Here is a 20,377-nt window from a genome sequence, read left to right on the forward strand (position 1 = left end):
AGGTTTATATTCAACTTAAGCTGATTTCCAGATTTTTGCCACCAATACGGTCATATCATCTGGAGTTTGACCCTTTGATTTCTCAAGACACTTCTCCATGATAATGTCCGCCATTTTTTTTGGATTTCTTGTATCAATGTCATATATTATTTCCTCAAGCCATTTTTCTTTGTCCAAATCCTTATCATTTGCCTCCAGCACCCCATCAGTGATCATAACAACAAAATCTCCATCTCTGATTTTTCTCCTGTTAAATTCAACATCTATCTTATCCAATATGCCTGCAGGAAGAGAGCTGTTTCTTATTACATCTACTCTGTCCTTGTACTTTATAAATGTGGATACTGCTCCTACCTTAAGGAATTCTACATCCCCAGTATATTGGTTTATTATTGTCATATCGACAGTAGCATAGTTATCATTATCAGACTTAATAAGCAAGAGGGAGTTTACAGCTTCCAGGGCTGTGTTCTGATCATAACCGGCAGCAAGAAATTTCTCAATAAGATTCACAGCCATTCCACTTTCCATTGCCGCCATTGGCCCGCTCCCCATTCCATCGCTTAGAATCATAAAGAATTTTCCATCCTTTAATTCCATAAGTGAATAATTGTCTCCCGATACTGAAGAAGCTTGTTTTTGCTTTCTAGCTATACCTGTCACAATTGAAAATTTATAGGCTTCCCTCAATTTCAACAGGCAGCCATCTCCCCTGGAAAATGAACATGATGCATCTAGCTTAACAAAATGTTTACCAGTAATCCTTCTTATCTCCGGAATTATCTTACTTATGCATTCTCTCTTTCCACCGCAGTTTTTGTGTCTTATGTCTATTTCAGTACTATCCTTTCCCCTTATAGCTGTTACATGATCCAAATGTATACCCAGTTTATCCATGGTCACCAGGATTTCTTCCTCTAAAGCGCTGTCAAATTCCATATTAACACTGAATCTATTGGCTAAATCTCCAATAAGCTTTCCAGTCTCCTGCATCTGATGACTCAAGGCATATCTACTGTTATCAATTTTTTTCTTCCAGGCAAGTGTATATCTATATATATCATAATGATATTTCAATCTATCCCACACCTTTTCAGGAAACAAGCATTTGTTTATTATTCTTTGTTTTTTATCCTCTTCCCTGAAATCACCGCTTTCTATTTTAGATAGCGCTGCGAACATCTTTTGGTATGTATTGTAAAATTCCTTCTTCCAGCAGCTATTGTACATCCCACAACTTTGGCATGTATCTTTTACCACCTTTTCCATAATCTCAGCTGCATCCAACTGAGAGAAATACTCCTTTGTAGCTAGTCCCGCGCTCATAGATAATGCCAGCTCCTTAAATACATCTGATATTTCCTGCAGTCTTTCCACAGTATAATCTCTTACTCTATATAACTCACCTTTTGATGAGGATTGAGTTTCAACTTTCCACTTATTGAATATTATCTTCTTTATTTTCTTTTCTGGAAGGAGCATGAATAAAATAGAAGCCGCCAGTATTTCTTCGAATCTTATCAGAACCTCTGTGGAACCATTTATATAAAAGGTCATGATTGAATTTCCCAATATAAACCCCAATACCGCCATTAAACGGCCATAGGATTTAAAAGCGGCCGACAATATGCCACAGGCTCCATACACCCCTATTGCAGAAGGATATATATCACCGGATAAGGCCTGCAATAAACCAAAGACTATGCCTGCTGCTGCACCTGTACCTATACTCCCCATATACGAGGCCAAGAGAATTATAGTTATGGATACAATATTCTTTATGGATAAATCCCAGACATACAAGGAGGCTCCTAAAAATGATGATATTATAAGGAATAAAATTGAAACAACCTCTTCAGAAGATACTTTTGTCCTTCTCTTCATGCTGGTGAAAAAAACTAAAGCCTTATCATAGATATTTATCAATGCACATATCATTACAGATTCAATTATTATCATAAGCATATCATAAAGGTAATAATCCTTTAAGTAAAATATAAAAATCCCTGCGGCCATATTTGCCAGTGAGGCAAACACACTGATAAAAACCCTGTTGTTCATTCTTGTCCTATTGATCATCAAATAAATAAGAAGCATCAGGATAACTAAAACCATATTTTTTAATAAAAGCTCAGGATTTTTAATACTAAATGAACCTGAGATTATGCCCAAACCTATAACATAGGGATTTAATCTGCTAACCATAGAGGAACATAATAATGAAATGGAAAAAGGACTAAGAAAGTCCAATATAACTATCCTTCCCATTGAAAACCCAATTAAAGCAGTTAACAAATTTATTATTAATCCACTATTTTGTATAACAAACTTCAATTTAGGCATCATCTTTTTCTCTGTTGCAATCAAATCTACCAATGCATCCACCACCTAATATTTGCTTAAGTATTGATTCTGTAAACCTTATAATATCAAAATCCAGCTGAAATATTTGTCAAGTTGGGTTTTGCTAAAAAAAATATTTACGACAGGGGATACAATGAAATGACAATAAATAGTAAACCTATAATTAATGAGACATCAGTTTACAGCCTTTATACAGTACTATTGGAGACGGCTTGTATAAAAAGACGATAAAAATATTTATTAATGTTTGATACAATGATAAAGTGATAGTATATAAATAAGAATATAATTAATAATTTTCATAACCATCATATTTCGGAGGAGATTATCATATGTGGTCAGGTGTTTTCATGAGATTGAGAAGTATAAAATTAAAATTCTTTATTCTTATTATGTGTATATTGATTCCAGTAATATCTTTTCAGATAGTACGGTTAAATACATATAAAGACCAGCTAATACAAAGAAAACTAATATCCAATATACGCTTGAGCAAGGCTATCGCCAGCTCTTTCGAATCATATATAGATAATCTATGGACACAGATAGATATAACAAGCAAATATATATTAAACAATCCAAATCTGACCAGCGAAGATATAAACAAATATCTTAATGAGATTGTGGACATGCATGGAGCTATACATCATTTATTTTGGCTTGATAACAATGGTAATATCATTTCAAGTTCAAATCCTGTTTTATTGGAAAAATCCTTAAAACATAGGGAATATGTAGCCAGAATCATGTCAGGAGACAAGAAAGTACTGTCTAACATAGTTTTTAACTCAGATATTAATAAGCCTGTCCTTCCTATGGCAGTAGCTGTTAATAGCTATGGTGAGCTGAAAAATATCATAGTTGCCACCATAAATATTGATAAAATGGGTGCTCAGTTCTCCAATCTGTTGTTTGATGAAGATGAAATTTTTTCTCTTATAGACAACAAAGGCACTATTGTATACCAAAATGGCCATCCAAACATCTACATGAAATCAATAAAAATCTCTGATAACTCTCCCAGTTGGGGCGCTTTAGAAGGACAGCTGATAAAATCAGAAAAAACTTTTGTTGAAAATGAAGAAATATATAGATTAGGCTGTAGCTATCCTATAGGCAAAACCAGATGGGCTTTATCAGTATACTCAAAATATGAAAATGTTGTATCATATGTTAATAATGAAATCAATAAAGCAATAGCGCTGTTTGTGATAATGCTATTTCTATCATTTGTTATAGCTTTTATCATGGGTGGTTATTTACTAACACCCATTATTAAGTTGAAGAATACAGCCTATAGAATCATGAACGGAGACTATTCGGCAAGAACTGATATAACGGGATATGATGAAATTGCCATTACAGCTCAAACCTTTGACAATATGGCAGAAAGTATAGAAAAAAATGATGTACAAAAATCTCAGTTATTCATAAATCTGTCTCATGAATTAAAGACTCCTTTAAATGTAATTATGGCATCTTTGCAGCTAATTGATAAATTTCAAACCAGAAAAACAGATTGCATCGGCCATGAAAAGATTCTGGAACAGCTATCTATGATGAAACAAAACTGCTATAGATTGATCCGAATGGTATCCAATATTATAGATTTATCAAAGCATGATAATGGGTATTTAAAGCTTACGTTAAAAAATTATAATATAGTCAGTATAATTGAAGATATAACCATGTCTATAGTTGAATATGCCAATATTAAAAAAATAGAAGTATTATTTGATACAGATACGGAAGAAAAAATAATAGCTATTGATCCGGATGCCATTGAGAGAATAATGTTGAATCTGATTTCTAACGCCATAAAGTTTACAAATGAAGGAGGACTTATATCAGTCAGCATCTTTGACAAAAAAGATAAAGTAGTAATTTCCGTCAAAGATACTGGTATAGGTATTCCCCCCGACAGTATTGATTCCATATTTGAAAGATTCAAGCAGGTAAATAACACCCTATGCAAAAATTGCGAAGGCAGTGGCATAGGATTGTCAATGGTTAAAGCCTTAGTAGAATCTCATGGTGGAACTATATATGTGAAAAGTGTTCTAAACCAAGGTTCTGAATTTGTCATAGAACTTCCTGCAAAATTGCTTGAAGAAGACTCCGGAGAGCATTATGACTGTTATATATCCCAAAACAATATTGCAGAGAAAATCAATTTAGAGTTCTCGGATATATATGATATAAAATAAGTTTCTTGAAACAGTAAAAAACACTGCAATCACTTGCAGTGTTTTTTTGAAAATGGAGCTGGTGAACGGAATCGAACCGCCAACCTGCTGATTACAAGTCAGCTGCTCTGCCAATTGAGCTACACCAGCATGTTAAGTTATTATATATGATGGTGACCCATGGGGGAATCGAACCCCCGTTGCCGCCGTGAGAGGGCGGCGTCTTGACCGCTTGACCAATGGGCCACAAACATTATTCAAAAATTAATGGTAGCGGCGATCGGATTTGAACCAATGACCGTTCGGGTATGAACCGAATGCTCTAGCCAACTGAGCTACGCCGCCATTTATATATTTTAATATATTAATTGGTTGCGGGGGAGGGATTTGAACCCACGACCTCCGGGTTATGAGCCCGACGAGCTACCAGCTGCTCTACCCCGCGATAATTATTGGTGCCGGAGACCGGAATCGAACCGGTACGGTCTTTAGGGACCGCAGGATTTTAAGTCCTGTGCGTCTGCCAGTTCCGCCACTCCGGCCAACTGCTAGGTTATTACCTCGCAGCGACAAATATAATTATATATGTTTTATGCTGAATCGTCAATAACAATTTTATGAAATATGAAAAATCCCTAAAAAACTTCTCCATATTTTATAATTATACCCTCAAGATTATCGTTCTCACTTATAATAACCTGTTCTTTATTTAGCTTTTCCAATACATATAATATTATAAATATTCCTGCAGGTATAATATCTGCTCTTTCCTTCTGCAAGCCCTTTATGTTATATCTTTCCTTCAAAGGCATTGATTTTAAAGTTTCAAAAAGATTATCCAAAAAAGTTTTGTTTAATATAGTATTATGAATCAGCTCCCAATCATACACTCTGGCTTTATGAAAAATCGAAGCCGCAGTAGTAGCAGTTCCACCAATAGCTAATACCTTATCGATTTTTTTCTCTTTGAGTTGGTTTAGTGCATCGCTAAACAAAGTTTCCAGAGATTTTTCCAGTTCTTGAATGTCTGATTGTTGGATAGGGTTTGACTTTACATACTTTTCAGTCATTCTTACAGCTCCTGCATTGATGCTTGTAGAATACAGTATTTTATCTTCCGAGCCAAGCACTAATTCCGTGCTGCCTCCACCAACATCTATAACCAGCAAGTTTTCATCTTCAAAACCATAAGATGCCCCCAGCATCCCAACTTCTGCTTCTTCCTCTCCATTTAGTACCATGATATCTAACCCTGTTTCGTCTTTTACTCTTTCCAGGAAAAGATCCTTATTGGCCGCATCCCTTATGGCGCTGGTTGCAAATATTATGGTTTTCTCAGCTCCATATTCCTCTGCCCTTTTTTTAAAGTATTTAATAGCTTCTATGTTTTTTGCCATAGCTTTTTCTGTAAGTAATCCCTTATGTCCCATATCTTTTCCTATTCTGGTAGTTATAACTTCTTTGCTCTTTGTTCTAAATTTTTTGCCAACAACCTCACAAAGCATAAGTCTCATAGAGTTGGTTCCCAAATCTATTGCAGCTATTTTACTCATATGAATCTCCCTTTTATATATTGTATTCTTCTGTGGTATAAGTTTTTTCGCTATGGCTCATAATGACATATAAATATCTAAAACCATAGTTCTCAAAAACAATACTGTCAGTTATAACTGACAGTATTATATATATTTCTAATTATCTCTGAGCGTAGTCTCCCTTGCGGCTATAGCCGCCATTTCTCTTGGATTCTCTACTCCTCATGAACTCCTGGAGTCTCTCCTCGCTCTCCTTCATGAATTTAGAAAGTCTATCTTCAAAGCTTCCGCTTTGTGATTTCTTAAATTCCTGCTGCCAGTCTATTTCCACAGGCTTGGTAGATTTCTTAACTTCCTGGGCCTGTTTGATAGACAAGTTTATTTTACCATCTTTGTCAATATTTAATACCTTTACCTTTACCGTTTGCTTTTCCTTTAAATAGCTGTTTATATCCTTGATATAAGTGTCAGCAATTTCTGAAATATGCACCAATCCGGTTTTCCCCCCCGATAGTTGAACGAAAGCTCCGAATTTAGTAATATTAGCCACAACTCCTTCAACTATCTTACCTTCTTCAATAGGCATACTGAAAAAATTCCTCCTTTAATTTGCAATGGGTGATAATCTTAACTACTCCTGTAAGCTACTAACAATAATACTCTAACTAATTACCCCCTTCATGCAAATTGACATCAGACAAGGATTGATCAACATACACCTTTTCATCAGCCTTAACTAATCCCAACTGTTCTCTGGCCATTTTTTCAATATATTCCTTGGATGATGTATCCTTAAGCATGTCCTGCAACCTCTGATTCTCTTGTTTTGCTGTTTCAATCTTACCAGATATCTGCTCCTGGGATTTTTTAAGTTTGTATATGGTGATCTGTTGGCTGCCAATGGTAAAGATAGCATAAAGGATAAAAATAAATACAAAAAAATTAGTCCAAATTATTTTCTTTTTTCTTTTATTCTTCATAATGCTTATCCTCCCATGATAAAAGCCATCATGCATCCTGTTTGTGCTTTTCTTTATTAATTATCAGTTTATAATATTTTTTCGCATCTCTCAATACTTTTTTGGGTAATGACGCTTTTTTCTTAGTTTTTATTATTTTTTCCCTTAAATATTCTCTAATTATAACAAAAGGTCTTACAATAAAATACCATATGAACTTTAAAGGAATTACTATTAATCTGCTTCCCCTCTTTACCCCGCCTTTGATTCCTTCCAATAAACAAGAGAAAAACGCCACTGCAATTCTGCTTATTATTCTTTCATACAAAAAGAAACCTACCATAAATCCTATAAATACATAGATTCTTAAATCTCCATAGTTGCTTGAAAATATTGCCCACACTGCAATGATGAGTGTCAATAGAAGAAACAATATGTCCCAAAGTGAGGTTACCAATCCCTTTGATCTATGTACACCCTTGATAGCCCTATATATATCATAGACCAGTCCAATTATGATACCCCCATATACAGTGACGGAAAAAACGTAAATCTGAAATTGCAGTGTCTCCATAGTAAAACCTCCGTTGATGCACTAATGGATTATTTAAAGAGACTCTTAAAGAATCCTTTTTCAGTCTTGGAAGCTGCCTTTGATTCATAGACCATAGAATATACCATACCTTTTATCATAACATCTCCATTATCTACATCAAGACTGCTTATGCTTAAGTCTTCGCCCTTTATCACCAATTCCCCCATTTGTGTACCAACGATAACGGTATTGTCATTAAAACTGTCTACATCCGTAATTCCGGTTATATGAAGCTTTTCCCTTCCTTCGAGAATAATATTATGAGGTTTTGCTTTTATACCTTTGAAATCATCCATAAACACAGCCTCCTGCAATATAAATTAAATAAATTGCCTTATTCATTTATATGCGGTTTTGGCCATAATATGAATGCTATGATTCTATTATCTTATACATTTCCTTTGATTCATCTTTTGCAGCTTTTTCATTTATATTCAGGACTTCTGCTTTTATCCTTCTGTCCCCAAAAACAATCTCAATGATATCTCCTATCTTCACTTCTGCTCCAGGCTTTGATATTTTGCCGTTAAGGTATATTTTCTCCCCTTCACAAGCCTCCTTAGCAACAGTTCTTCTTTTTATCAGCCTGGATACTTTAAGAAATTTGTCCAGTCTCATATTACTATTCCTCCCTTAGAAAAAAATCAGGTCATAGACCTGATTTTTTACCCTGAATATGTACTGTTATGGATTATTTGTTGACAGAATCTTTAAGATCCTTGCCAGGTTTGAATAATGGAGCTTTTGAAGCAGGTATCTTTATTTCTTCTTTTGTTCTAGGATTTCTTCCTACTCTTGCAGCTCTTTGTTTAACTTCAAATGTTCCGAATCCAACTAACTGTACCTTGTCGCCCTTAGCTAGTGTTTCTTGTACAGTATCCATGAATGCTTTCAGTGCTTTCTCAGTATCTTTTTTGGTCAATTCACATTTCTCAGCCATGCTGGCAATTAGTTCAGCCTTATTCATTAAATTATCCCTCCTATAATTTGTTCATAAGTACAATATGCATATTCTCTATTTTTGCCAAAATTCCTTCTTTTTTATCAATAGTTTTCATCATTTTTATAAAATTTATGTGTTTTAGCCTTATTCCATAGCAAATCCATCTCTTCCAAGGTCATTTTTTCCAGTTTTTTACCTTCTGTAAGGGCAATTTCTTCTATGTAACTAAACCTGGTGATGAATTTTTCTATGGTCTTGACTAAAGCAAACTCAGGTTGGACTTTAAGAAATCTTGCCACGTTTACAACAGCAAAAACCAAATCACCAATTTCTTCTTCTATTTTGTCTTTTTTTGCAGTTTTATATACCTCTTTTAACTCTAAAACTTCTTCGTCAACCTTTGCCATTGCTCCATCCACATCAGGCCAGTCAAATCCTACCAAAGCAGCTTTCTCTTGAACCTTATAGCTCCTCAGCAAAGGAGACATGGCTTTTGGAATGGCCTTTAAGACTTCTGTGTATGTATCAATTTGCTTTTCATCTCTTTTTGAAGCTTCCCAACTCTTCAAAGCACCGCTTTCATCACTGGCTTCTACATCGCCAAATACATGGGGGTGCCTTGTTATCAGCTTATGAATCAGATTTGTGATCACATCATTGATGTGAAACTCACCAGCTTCTCTGCCAATCTGACAATGAAACACTACTTGCAAAAGAACATCCCCTAATTCTTCGATGAGTTGGTCTACATCACCACTTTCTATGGCATCTATAACCTCATAGCATTCTTCCAAAAGATAAGGTTTTAAGCTTTCATGATTTTGCTTCCTATCCCAGGGACAGCCTTTTTCACTTCTTAGAGTTTCCATGAGATTCACCAGGTCATCTATGGTTTTGAATCTTTTGTTTTCGGAAGCCGGAGGAATATAGACGCTTGTCAGATAATCCACCCATTCTATGGAATCCAGTTCATAGAGGGGAATCCATTCCATCTTTTCCTGATTTTCGACACCTGCTGCTTTTATTATACATATTTTTTGGTCATCTTTATAATAGTCCATTAGTATCAATTTTACTTCTGAAGCTACTAATTTGCTGTAAACTTGCGTAATAATATTGCCGCAATCAGTATCCGGTTTTTGCTTATCCATTCTTAATGCATCAATTATCTTTAATCCTGAGGAGATATCCACCCTCAAAGAAGCAGTGACTGCATCTATGAAGCTCATAGCTCCTTCTATCTCTACTTCAACTTTTCCCTTTGCCTTATCCAAAATCAGCTCAACGCTTTTTTCTGCAGCCAGGGGATGCCCTGGCACTGCATAAACTACATTTTTGCCCCCTAAGGCTTTTTCCAATACCTTTTGGCTTATGGTTTCATATACATCTTCAAATGTATCTGCAGAATCATAGATATAATCGCAGGATTCAAATTTAACTCCCATAGCAGATAATCTATCTACCATGGGATGCTTGCTTGTTCTAAGTATCAAATTCTCAGCACTCTTGATTATATTCTCAACCTTAATTGTCAAGCTGTTATAATCTCCAGGTCCCAGACCTATTATTGTAATTTTACCCATGTTTATCTCCCTTTCTTAGATTAGTCCCTTCTTCCTCAAGAACTTAGAAAGCTTTTTACCACCAGGAGCTGAATCTAATTCCTCTTCCGTAATCCCTTTTATTAGCACAATGACTATCCCATATACTACTACAGCCAAGAGTATACCCATCAATGTTGCTATGGAATTTCTGCCTATGAATCCATAGGATAGTTTGTAGCCAAAATGAGCTGACACAGTCATCGCTATTGTTGCAATCACCGGTTTGGCTGAAATCGAGATTATATTTAATCCTCTTTTTTGATATTTCACTAAAGCTCTATAATTGAGAACTGATGCAGCTCCATATCCTAATACGGTTCCTAAAGCGGCACCATTTATGTTCAAAGCAGGCATGGAAGTAAGGACATAACTTACCACTGCCTTTATGGATGCACCTATAACCATGTTTATAACAGGTATTCTTTCCCTGCCCATTCCTTGCAATATTCCAGTCATAGTTTGCACCAGTGTAAGGAAAATTACCGCTGGTGATACATATCTCAATGCTATACCCAAGCTTTCTGTTTCATTAGGATAAAACATCTGCATAATTGGTCCTGCCAGTATAAAAAGCCCCATGGCAGCAGGCAATCCCAGCAGAAGGCTCATTTTCAACGCAAGCTGAGATTTCCTTCTAACAGATTCCAAATCTTTTCTGACCATTGATTCAGATATGGCAGGCACAAGGCTGGCTGCCAAAGATATGGTGAATACCTGGGGAACATTAACAAAGGATGTGGCCATACCTTTTAGTTGTCCAAAAAGCTTAGTAGCTGTTATCTGATTAAATCCCGCCGCTTGAAGTCTATCCATAACAATAAAGGTATCCAATAGATTCATAATCGGCATTATGCTGCCGCCTATCATTATAGGCAGTGAAAACTTTACTATTCTTTTAATTATACTGAGAGCTGATTCAGTTTTTCTCCCTTTAAAATCAAGGAGCTCAACCTTTATTCTTCTCTTATCTTTATTATATATAATATAAAGGGTAAGGAAGCTTACCAAGCCTCCTATGGTAGTACCGAATATTGCACCGGCAGCTGACGCCATGTATCCAAAAGGCAGTAATAGATATGCCAGCAAGAAGCCTACCAGCACTCTGCTTATTTGCTCTGTAACCTGGGATGTTGCACTAGGTGTCATGTTCTGCATACCTTGGAAATATCCTCTGAAGGCTCCGCTGATAGACACTGTGAATATTGCCGGCGATACTGCCAGAACAGCAAAATAAGAGCCAGGATTTTTAAAGGCTTTTGAAAAAGCTTCTGCATTAAAAAACAATGTAACCGACAGGATAATTCCAATGGAAGCCAATAAACCCATGGCTACCCTGAAAATCTTATGGGCTTCATCTCTTCTTCCCTCTTCCAATCTTTCTGAAACCAGTTTAGATATGGCTGTAGGTATAGAGTAAGAAGAAAATGTTAGCATCAATATATAAAGGTCATAGGCTGTCTGATGATATGCCAGACCTTCAGAAGTTATGATTTGACCTAGAGGGATTCTGTATATGGCTCCTAATATTTTAGATATCATCCCTGCTATAGTAAGTATTAGTGCTCCCTTTACAAAGGAATGCTTTTTGTTTTCCATATTTGACCTCCAACTTTGATATGCAAATACATTTTATCATATCTATTAGTTAAAATATACAACCAATTAACTTATTAGAACCCTTTACATTAGTAATAAAGAAAAAATGATGGCAGCATTTTTCGGCTGCCATCTCACTTTATTGTTCCATCTGCTTTCCTAAGAAACTTGCTGCAGTCTCAGCAATTTTTCTCTCCAAATCACTCATCTTTACATTTGCCTCTTTGCTTAGGAGTATTACAGACCCAATGGGATCGCCCTCTGCTACTATAGGTACTATGACACCTGAAGTATATTTTGATGGCCCTTCTTCATCTGCAGTTATATTTATCATTTTATTGCCATTTGTACCATCCAGCATAACGGCCATCTTGTCTTCAATAATTTTATCCACTGCTGGGCTTATCTTTTTCTCCAAAAGTTCTTTTTTAGAAGCTCCAGCCACGGCAATTATTGTATCGCGATCACTGATACATGCTATATGGTCTAAAGAGCTATGTAGTGATTCAGCATATTCTTTTGCAAAATCACTAAGTTCACCTATTGGAGAGTACTTTTTCAAAATTACTTCTCCCTCTCGGTCTGTAAAAATCTCAAGAGGATCACCTTCTCTTATGCGAAGGGTTCTTCTAATCTCTTTAGGTATGACGACTCTTCCAAGATCATCAATACGCCTTACAATTCCAGTTGCTTTCACGCTTTACCCTCCTTTTACGATTTTTTTTGACAAGTATGTCTGTAATCCATAGTATTTTACGGAGGCTAAGCTTTTATTCACATATTTGCAAATTTAGGAATATACTAAAGATTTTCTGGGTATTTTTCTATTTTTGCCTTATTCATCATTTCTTCAAAGGCACTATCATAGTTCTTGCTCTTCCTATCAGTAATCAGGGAATTTCTTAATTCATCCTTAACATCTTCAAATTTATCGATGGTCTTATCTTCGACTTTAATTATATGATAACCATAATCACTCTTTACTATATCGCTTATTTCCCCTGGTTTTAAAGCAAAAGCCGCCTGTTCAAAGGGCTCTACCATTTCTCCCTGTCTGAAATATCCCAAACTGCCACTGTTATCTTTTGCACTGGGATCTGTAGAATATTCTTTTGCCAAAGCATTAAAATCTTCTCCCGCTTTTACTCTCTCTAGTATTTTTTGAGCCTCTTCCTCTGTATCAAGAAGTATATGGCTTGCTTTGACCCTATAAAATTGGTTCATATGGCTTCCATAATAATCTACTAACTCCTCATCAGTAATCTGAACATTTTGAGTTAATTCTTCCTTCATCTTATTAATGATCAAATCCTTTTTCAGATTATCCCTAAAATACTCCTCATCAATATTCAAGCTTGTAAGAAACTCAATATACTTCTCATCTGAGTTAAATAGTTTCTTCCATTTGTCTACTTCAGCATTTACTTCTTCATCAGACACAGTAATACCCATTTCTTTTGCTTTATTCATCTGTACCCTATCGCTTATCATCTGATCCAGTACTCTTTCCTTTGCCAGATCAACATACTTTTTGCCTTCATATTCCTTATCCCATATGCTTGGATCCTGATCCAGCTCAACCTGGGTCTTAAATATCTCAAATATCTTGTCAAACTCCGCCTTAGTAATTTCTTCCCCATCAACTTTTGCAACTATTGTTGTTTCAGGATCTCCCGGTTTTACTCTTACCATTTCGCAGCCTGAAATGATAGAAATAATCATTGTGATTATTAAGGCTCCTGCTATCCACTTCTTTACATATACCATATCAATTTACTCTCCTCTCAAGTTCACTGTTCTCCCCATTGTACTCATCCAGCTTCTCCAAAAATTCAGATATAGCTTTAAGATATTTATCATCCTTGATTCTTTCCAACTTGTATATAAAATAAGGCTGTTCACTAGCTGTAAATGCCAGTTTATTTCCATATTCATTCATAAGTCTTATGGCTGCTTCAGCCTTGATATACTTGTCATTTTTAAACCTTAACAATACGCCCTCAGGCTTTTGGGATACCAAAACTATACCATGCTTTGATGCAAGATATTTTATATAAGCTATGCCCATAAGATTTCTTACCGTATCAGGTATGTCTCCAAACCTGTCTTCTATCTCCTCCTCAACATCATATAGGAATTTCAATCCTTCTATGGAAGCTATTTTCTGGTATATCTCTATCTTTTGATTTTCATCCTTTATATAGGACTGGGGTATATAGGCTTCAATATTCAATTCGATAATGGTCTCAATCTTTTCCTTAAGTGGTTTACCAGTCAATTTCCTTACTGTATCCTCAAGAAGCTTGGTATAGAGGTCATATCCGATGGCTTCCATATGCCCATGCTGCTCTCTGCCTAATATATTGCCTGCACCTCTTATTTCCAAATCCCTCATGGCAATTTTAAAGCCGGAGCCGAATTCAGTAAATTCCTTTATGGCTTGAAGCCTCTTTTCTGCTATTTCTGTCAGTACCTTATCTCTCTGATAGGTCAGATATGCATAAGCCAGTCTGTTGGATCTGCCTACTCTTCCTCTTAGCTGATAGAGTTGGGATAAGCCCATCTTGTCCGCGTCATATACTATTATAGTATTTACATTTGGTATATCCAAGCCTGTTTCTATTATGGTTGTGCACATAAGCACATCATATTCGCCATTATAAAAATCCAGCATTGTGTTTTCAAGAAGCCTTTCATCCATTTGCCCATGAGCTACACCGATTCTGGCCTCCGGTACAAGAGCTCTCAATTTGTCAGCCATTCTATTTATAGACCTGACCCTGTTATATAGAAAATATATTTGTCCTCCCCTGTTTACCTCTCTAAGTATGGCATCCCTGATTATTTCATCATTATACTCCATGACATAGGTTTGAACAGGATATCTCTCCTCTGGCGGCTCCTCTATAACACTTATGTCTCTGATACCTATCAAAGACATGTGCAGCGTCCTGGGAATAGGAGTAGCAGTAAGGGTAAGAACATCCACATTTCCCTTCATCTGCTTGATCTTTTCCTTATGGGTTACACCAAATCTCTGTTCTTCGTCAACAATCAAAAGCCCCAGGTCTTTAAATGACACATCGTCTTGCAGCAGTTTATGGGTTCCTATAATAAGATCTACACTTCCTATTCTAAGACCCTCAAGAATCCTTTTTTGTTCCTGAGGTGTCCTAAAACGGGACAACATTTCCACATTTATAGGAAAGTTCCCAAATCGTTGGCGGCATGTATTGTAATGCTGCTGGGCCAATATGGTGGTTGGAACCAATATGGCAACTTGTTTCCCGTCCATAATGCATTTGAAAGCTGCCCTCAGGGCAACCTCTGTCTTTCCATACCCCACGTCTCCGCACAATAGCCTATCCATAACTTTGTTGCTCTGCATATCTCTCTTTATCTCTTCAATGCAATTGAGCTGATCTGGTGTTTCTTCATAGGGAAAAGAATCTTCAAATTCTTTTTGCCACTTGCTGTCTTCAGAAAAAGAAAAGCCCTTAGCCTGCTGTCTCTCTGCATAGAGCTTCAAAAGATCCTCTGCCATTCCTTCTATGGCTTTTCTAGCCCTGGCCTTTGTCTTTGCCCATTCTGTTCCCGTCAATCTGTTAACTTTGGGAGCCTTATCGCCTCCCACATATTTCTGAATTAAATCAAACTGGTCAGTAGGTATATAGAGCTTATCGTTGCCATGGTATCTAATGTGGAGATAATCTCTCACCACATTATTTACCTTTAGTCTCTCTATACCCATATATTGACCTATACCGTGATTTTCATGGACCACATAATCTCCAATCTTTAAATCACTGAAAAACTTTATAGTTGTGCCTTTCTTTTTTACAGTCTTTTTCCTATTGCCACCAAAAACATCCATGTCTGTAATTATGGCATATTTGATGGAAGGGATCTCAAAGCCGCCGCTTAAGTTTCCTGGAAGTACAATTATATGTCCTTCCTGAAGCTCAAAATTAAGGCTGTCCTGATACAAAGCTTCTATATTCTGTTCCCTCAATGCTTCTACTATTCTTCGCCCTCTTTCCTTGCTTCCTGATAGAACAAGAACTCTGTATCTTCTGTTCTTTAGTATCTTGAGCTCATCAATGAGAAGATTGATTTTACCGTGGAAAGGCGGCATTGAACGGGTCACAAAGCTTATAGACCTTTGAGGCTTAAAGTCCTGGGAACTTTTTAGCAAAGCATTGAAGCATATTAACTTCTTATCCTCTATCCTTACAAGAACATCGTCATAGGTAAACAATGCATCTACTTGCTCTGGTAAAAGCTCTCCTTCTTCAAGAAGGCTTTTGAAATGCTCTTCATACTCCAGCCTTACATTATCAAACCTCTGTCTTACTCTATTAGGTTCATCTACAATAACCATGAAATCTTCCAGGTAATCAGTGATACACCAGCTCTTTTCATAGAAAAAGTTAGAATACCTTTCTATTCCCTGAAAATATATATTTGATTTTATCTTCTCTATATCCTCTTCAATCTTTTCCCTGAGCTTCTGGCTCAGCGCTTTCTTCTTGCCAGAAGCATCATACAGCTCCAATCTTTTGTTAAGTGCTTTTTCTATAGTTTTGGAAGCCCTATCAAAATCCTCGGAGCTAAACAACATTTCTCTCATAGGGAACAATTGAACCATATCCAGCTTTTTTATGGATCTTTGGGTTCCTATATCAAAATGTCTGATGGAATCAATCTCGTCATCAAAAAGCTCAATCCTTACAGGATAGTCCTCTATGGGACCATAAAAGTCTATTATTCCACCTCTTATAGAGAACTGCCCGCGGCCTTCTATCATATCAACTCTCTCATACCCGGAAGTAGAAAAATAGGCTGCAAAATTTCCTACAGGCATTTGGTCCCCTACTTTTATATTGACATATTTTGAATAGAAATCATCTGGTTGAGGCATTCTGTTCAATAATGCTTCCACAGATGCGCATAATATGATCCTATCCTTTGAGGCTATCCTGTTCAAAGCTTTTAACCTATTTATTGCAATTTCATTGCTCCTGGCATCAATCTTGTGAAAAATCATCTCTGCTGAAGGCAATAAAACAGCGGCGGATGCATCAAAAAAGCAAACATCCTCATAGATCTTTCTCGCTAGAATATCATTATGAGTTATTAATAATATGGATTTATTGAAACTTCTGCTTATCATAGCCGCCATCATGGATTTTTGGGCATCAGAAATCCCGTGAACTTCAACTATTCTAGTGTTTTCACGAAGGGATTGACTCAAATATTTATATTCTTCCAATGATTGAAGAGGCAGTAAAACCTTATCCATTGAATTTATTCATTGCAGATGCAATGCCTTTCAATATTATTTCTTGTACAGCTTCAGCAGCCTTTTTTGCCGCTTCAGCCATTATAGGGATCTCATCTTTGGTGAATTTTCCGGTAACATAATCGGCCAAGTCCATATACTCCGGCTGTTTGCCTATACCAATCCGGATTCTTGGAAAGTCATCCCTGTTTAATAGGTATATTATGGATTTCATGCCATTATGTGAGCCTGAACTACCCTTTGGTCTTATTCTCAAAACCCCTTTATCCAGATCCACATCATCATATATGATGATAAGGTTTTCCATAGGCAGCTTGTAATACTCAACCACATCCAAAATGCTTTCGCCGCTTAGATTCATATAGGTCTGAGGCTTTACCAGTAAAACCTTTTCGCTTCCTATACGGCCTTCACCAACCAAAGCCTTATGTTTTATCTTATTGACACTGATATTCAATTGTTGGGACAAGTAATCTACAGTTATAAACCCTATATTATGTCTTGTATCTGCATACTTTGCCCCAGGATTTCCTAAACCTGCTATTACAAACATAATACCCTCCAAAAAAGGCAACAGACATGTGAGATGCCCATTGCCTACTAGTTGTCCATGCTTAATCAAAAAGCTTGCTAACTGATAATCCTTCGTATATCCTGTGTATTGCTTCAGCAAATAAGGGAGCAACAGATAAAACCTTTATCTTGTCGCTATGTTGATCCTTTGGTAAAGGAATTGTGTCAGTGACAACTAATTCCTTAATCACAGAATTGTTGATTCTCTCAAAGGCTGGTCCTGACAGCACAGGGTGAGTACAAGCCACATACACTTCCTTGGCCCCCATATCCATCAAGGCCTTTGCAGCATTAGCCACAGAACCTCCCGTATCTACCATGTCATCGATCATTATACAATTTCTGCCTTCTATATCTCCTATTATATTCATAACCTCTGCTACGTTTGCCTTTGGTCTTCTCTTATCAACTATAGCCAGAGGCGCATTCAGCTTTGATGCAAGATTTCTGGCTCTGGTAACCCCTCCAACATCAGGAGATACCACTACTACATCGCTTAAGTCCTTCTCAATAAAGTAGTTACTAATAATAGGCATAGCATAAAGATTATCCACTGGAATGTTGAAGAATCCCTGTATCTGTGGAGCATGCAAGTCCATGGTCAGAACTCTATCCGCTCCGGCAGTGGTTATAAGGTCTGCCACCAGTTTAGCTGTAATAGGTTCTCTAGGCTTTGACTTCCTATCTTGCCTTGCATAAGCATAAAAAGGTATGACAGCAGTAATTCTTCCCGCTGAAGCCCTCTTCAATGCATCAATCATTATTAAAAGTTCCATCATATGCTTATTTACTGGAGCGCTGGTAGATTGAATTAAAAATACATCTGCCCCTCTCACAGATTCATTGATATTTACAGATATCTCTCCATTACTGAAGGTGCCGACTTGAGCATCTCCTACAGGTACTCCTACAATATCAGCAATTTGCTTTGTCAGTTCCTTGTTTGCATTACAGTGGAAAATTTTTATACTTTCACCATGTGCTATCATTTTATTTATACCCTCCTAGTTTATTCTTCCTCTTTTGTGAGGCCTTTTCTCCTGACCCATCCTTCTATGTTTTCCTGTCTTGCTCTCCCAATGGCAAGGCTTTCTTCGGGTACATTTCTAGTAACCGTTGTGCCGGCAGCTATATATGAATTCTTGCCTAGTACTACAGGAGCTACCAGGTTTACATTACAACCTACAAAACTGTTATCCTCTACCTTTGTCCTGTGTTTCTTCTTGCCATCATAATTTACAAATACAACTCCACAGCCTAGATTTACTCCGCTGCCCACGTCTCCATCCCCCACATATGTGAGATGAGAAACCTTTGAATAATCTCCAAAATTGGAATTTTTCATTTCGACGAAGTCACCAATCTTTGCATGCTTACCTATCACATTTCCCGGTCTTAGATAAGCAAAAGGTCCTACAGTGGTTCCTTCACCTATTCGGCTTTCCATAACCACAGAGTTTTTGATGCTGACTCCTTTTCCAACATGACTGTCTGATATAGTTGCATAAGGACCGATAATCGCATCCTCTTCTATATATGTATTACCTTTTATCATGCAACCAGGTAATATAGTCACATCTTTCTCTATCTTTACTGTTGCATCTATATAAGTACTAGCAGGATCTATAATTGTTACTCCATTTAGCATATGTGCCTCTAAAATTCTTCTTGTCATGATTGAAGCTGCCTGAGATAACTGGAGTCTGTTATTGACACCCATTATTTCCTCTGGGTTTTCAATCTTATATGCTCCCACCTTAAGATTCTTATCATTGAAAATCTTTATTACGTCAGTGAGATAATACTCATTCTGATTATTGTCATTTTTTAGCTCTTTTAACGCATCTTTTAGAAAAAGTCCATTAAACAGGTATATGCCTGAGTTTATCTCTTTTATCTTCTTTTGTTCTGGATCCGCATCCCTTTCCTCTACAATGTCCAAAACCTTGCCTTCAACATCTCTTATTATCCTGCCATATGAAAAAGGATTACCCATCTCAGCAGTCAGCACAGTAGCATCAAAGCCGCCCTGCTTATGAAATTCATACATCTTATCTATGGTTTCTGGAGTCAGAAGAGGAGTATCTCCATATAGAACCAAGACTTCACCGGATGTTATAAAGCTTTCTGCTTGCATCACCGCATGGCCAGTGCCTAACTGCTGTTCCTGATATGCAAACTTAACATCTATTAGTTTATCCTGAACCTGTGAAGCTCCATGGCCTACTACTACAACAGTTTCTGAAACACCTGCTTCCCTGGCGCAATCAACCACATGTTGAACCATAGCTTTGCCGCATATTTCATGCAAAACTTTAGGCTTCTTGGAATACATCCTTTTACCTTCTCCTGCCGCAAGTATTACGGCAAGAACATAGGATGTGCTATTCAAACTATCACCTTCTAAATACATTTTTTTCTTTATTTCCACTCTATATTCTAACATAATATTTTAGGTATAAAAAGTATATTTATATATACCATTATTATCCTTCCCTTTTATAATAAAAAAATACCGGAGTTATTATACTCCAGTATCATAGCATCTAATATTATTTTCTCTTGTAGTACGGATGGGGGCACCAGCCATGGCTTTCTTTATCATCACTGCTGTAGTCGCTGTCGTCATCTTCTTCATAAATATCTTCCAAATCCCATTTGTCATAACTTCCCTTATGCATCATTTTTGGCTTTTCCATGTGCATCGGGTTCCCCATATA

At 36.8% G+C, this 20,377-nt stretch carries 17 protein-coding genes and 5 tRNA genes; 1 reads left to right on the top strand and 21 read right to left on the bottom strand.

Annotated elements, in window-relative coordinates; translation table 11 throughout:
• Positions 1 to 15 precede the first annotated feature (15 nt).
• A complete protein-coding gene (spoIIE, locus tag ACESM9_RS02975; protein WP_372995141.1) occupies positions 16 to 2,376 on the bottom strand; it encodes a stage II sporulation protein E in 2,361 nt (786 codons plus the stop codon).
• Between the two features lie 320 nt (positions 2,377 to 2,696).
• Between spoIIE and ACESM9_RS02980 the strand changes: the two genes are divergently transcribed.
• Positions 2,697 to 4,571, top strand: a complete 1,875-nt coding sequence (locus ACESM9_RS02980) for an ATP-binding protein (protein ID WP_372995143.1) — start codon at positions 2,697 to 2,699, stop codon at positions 4,569 to 4,571.
• 53 nt (positions 4,572 to 4,624) lie between these two features.
• On the opposite strand, the gene ACESM9_RS02985 is transcribed toward ACESM9_RS02980, so the two are convergent.
• The 20 genes from ACESM9_RS02985 to glmU form a co-directional block, all read right to left on the bottom strand.
• Positions 4,625 to 4,700 (bottom strand) — tRNA-Thr (locus tag ACESM9_RS02985).
• Positions 4,701 to 4,721: 21 nt separating this feature from the next.
• A tRNA-Glu gene (locus ACESM9_RS02990) sits at positions 4,722 to 4,796 on the bottom strand.
• 22 nt (positions 4,797 to 4,818) lie between these two features.
• A tRNA-Met gene (locus tag ACESM9_RS02995) sits at positions 4,819 to 4,895 on the bottom strand.
• Between the two features lie 24 nt (positions 4,896 to 4,919).
• Positions 4,920 to 4,995 (bottom strand) — tRNA-Met (locus ACESM9_RS03000).
• 8 nt (positions 4,996 to 5,003) lie between these two features.
• A tRNA-Leu gene (locus ACESM9_RS03005) sits at positions 5,004 to 5,092 on the bottom strand.
• Positions 5,093 to 5,185: 93 nt separating this feature from the next.
• Positions 5,186 to 6,103, bottom strand: a complete 918-nt coding sequence (locus tag ACESM9_RS03010) for a Ppx/GppA family phosphatase (RefSeq protein WP_372995145.1) — start codon at positions 6,101 to 6,103, stop codon at positions 5,186 to 5,188.
• A gap of 142 nt (positions 6,104 to 6,245) precedes the next feature.
• Entirely contained in the window at positions 6,246 to 6,671 is a 426-nt protein-coding gene (locus tag ACESM9_RS03015; RefSeq protein ID WP_372995147.1) for a S1 domain-containing RNA-binding protein, read from the bottom strand.
• 79 nt (positions 6,672 to 6,750) lie between these two features.
• Positions 6,751 to 7,065 (bottom strand): FtsB family cell division protein, encoded by a 315-nt coding sequence (locus tag ACESM9_RS03020; protein WP_372995149.1) that lies wholly within the window; start codon positions 7,063 to 7,065, stop codon positions 6,751 to 6,753.
• 28 nt (positions 7,066 to 7,093) lie between these two features.
• Positions 7,094 to 7,618, bottom strand: a complete 525-nt coding sequence (yabQ, locus tag ACESM9_RS03025; RefSeq protein WP_372995151.1) for a spore cortex biosynthesis protein YabQ — start codon at positions 7,616 to 7,618, stop codon at positions 7,094 to 7,096.
• 29 nt (positions 7,619 to 7,647) lie between these two features.
• Positions 7,648 to 7,935, bottom strand: a complete 288-nt coding sequence (yabP, locus tag ACESM9_RS03030; RefSeq protein ID WP_372995153.1) for a sporulation protein YabP — start codon at positions 7,933 to 7,935, stop codon at positions 7,648 to 7,650.
• A gap of 76 nt (positions 7,936 to 8,011) precedes the next feature.
• Positions 8,012 to 8,257 carry an RNA-binding S4 domain-containing protein gene (locus ACESM9_RS03035; RefSeq protein WP_372995155.1) on the bottom strand — a complete coding sequence of 82 codons (246 nt, stop codon included), beginning with the start codon at positions 8,255 to 8,257 and terminating at the stop codon, positions 8,012 to 8,014.
• Positions 8,258 to 8,330: 73 nt separating this feature from the next.
• Complete coding sequence (locus ACESM9_RS03040; protein ID WP_372995157.1) at positions 8,331 to 8,606, bottom strand: HU family DNA-binding protein; 276 nt, start codon at positions 8,604 to 8,606, stop codon at positions 8,331 to 8,333.
• A gap of 77 nt (positions 8,607 to 8,683) precedes the next feature.
• On the bottom strand, positions 8,684 to 10,165 hold the full coding sequence (mazG, locus tag ACESM9_RS03045; protein ID WP_372995159.1) for a nucleoside triphosphate pyrophosphohydrolase: 1,482 nt from the start codon (positions 10,163 to 10,165) through the stop codon (positions 8,684 to 8,686).
• Between the two features lie 15 nt (positions 10,166 to 10,180).
• Positions 10,181 to 11,782 carry an oligosaccharide flippase family protein gene (locus tag ACESM9_RS03050; RefSeq protein WP_372995161.1) on the bottom strand — a complete coding sequence of 534 codons (1,602 nt, stop codon included), beginning with the start codon at positions 11,780 to 11,782 and terminating at the stop codon, positions 10,181 to 10,183.
• 139 nt (positions 11,783 to 11,921) lie between these two features.
• On the bottom strand, positions 11,922 to 12,479 hold the full coding sequence (gene spoVT, locus ACESM9_RS03055; RefSeq protein WP_372995163.1) for a stage V sporulation protein T: 558 nt from the start codon (positions 12,477 to 12,479) through the stop codon (positions 11,922 to 11,924).
• A 104-nt stretch (positions 12,480 to 12,583) separates the two neighbouring features.
• Positions 12,584 to 13,549: a peptidylprolyl isomerase gene (locus tag ACESM9_RS03060; protein ID WP_372995165.1), complete on the bottom strand. Its 966-nt coding sequence runs from the start codon at positions 13,547 to 13,549 to the stop codon at positions 12,584 to 12,586.
• 1 nt (position 13,550) lies between these two features.
• Entirely contained in the window at positions 13,551 to 17,084 is a 3,534-nt protein-coding gene (gene mfd / locus ACESM9_RS03065; RefSeq protein ID WP_372995167.1) for a transcription-repair coupling factor, read from the bottom strand.
• Positions 17,077 to 17,637 carry an aminoacyl-tRNA hydrolase gene (gene pth / locus ACESM9_RS03070; protein WP_372995169.1) on the bottom strand — a complete coding sequence of 187 codons (561 nt, stop codon included), beginning with the start codon at positions 17,635 to 17,637 and terminating at the stop codon, positions 17,077 to 17,079. Before pth ends, mfd begins: the two co-directional genes overlap by 8 nt.
• Before the next feature lie 61 nt (positions 17,638 to 17,698).
• A complete protein-coding gene (locus tag ACESM9_RS03075) occupies positions 17,699 to 18,646 on the bottom strand; it encodes a ribose-phosphate diphosphokinase (RefSeq protein WP_372995171.1) in 948 nt (315 codons plus the stop codon).
• Between the two features lie 20 nt (positions 18,647 to 18,666).
• Positions 18,667 to 20,070: a bifunctional UDP-N-acetylglucosamine diphosphorylase/glucosamine-1-phosphate N-acetyltransferase GlmU gene (gene glmU, locus ACESM9_RS03080; protein ID WP_372995189.1), complete on the bottom strand. Its 1,404-nt coding sequence runs from the start codon at positions 20,068 to 20,070 to the stop codon at positions 18,667 to 18,669.
• Between the last annotated feature and the right edge of the window lie 307 nt (positions 20,071 to 20,377).

It is taken from the genome of Lutispora sp. (assembly GCF_041687175.1).
GTDB lineage: Bacteria > Bacillota > Clostridia > Lutisporales > Lutisporaceae > Lutispora.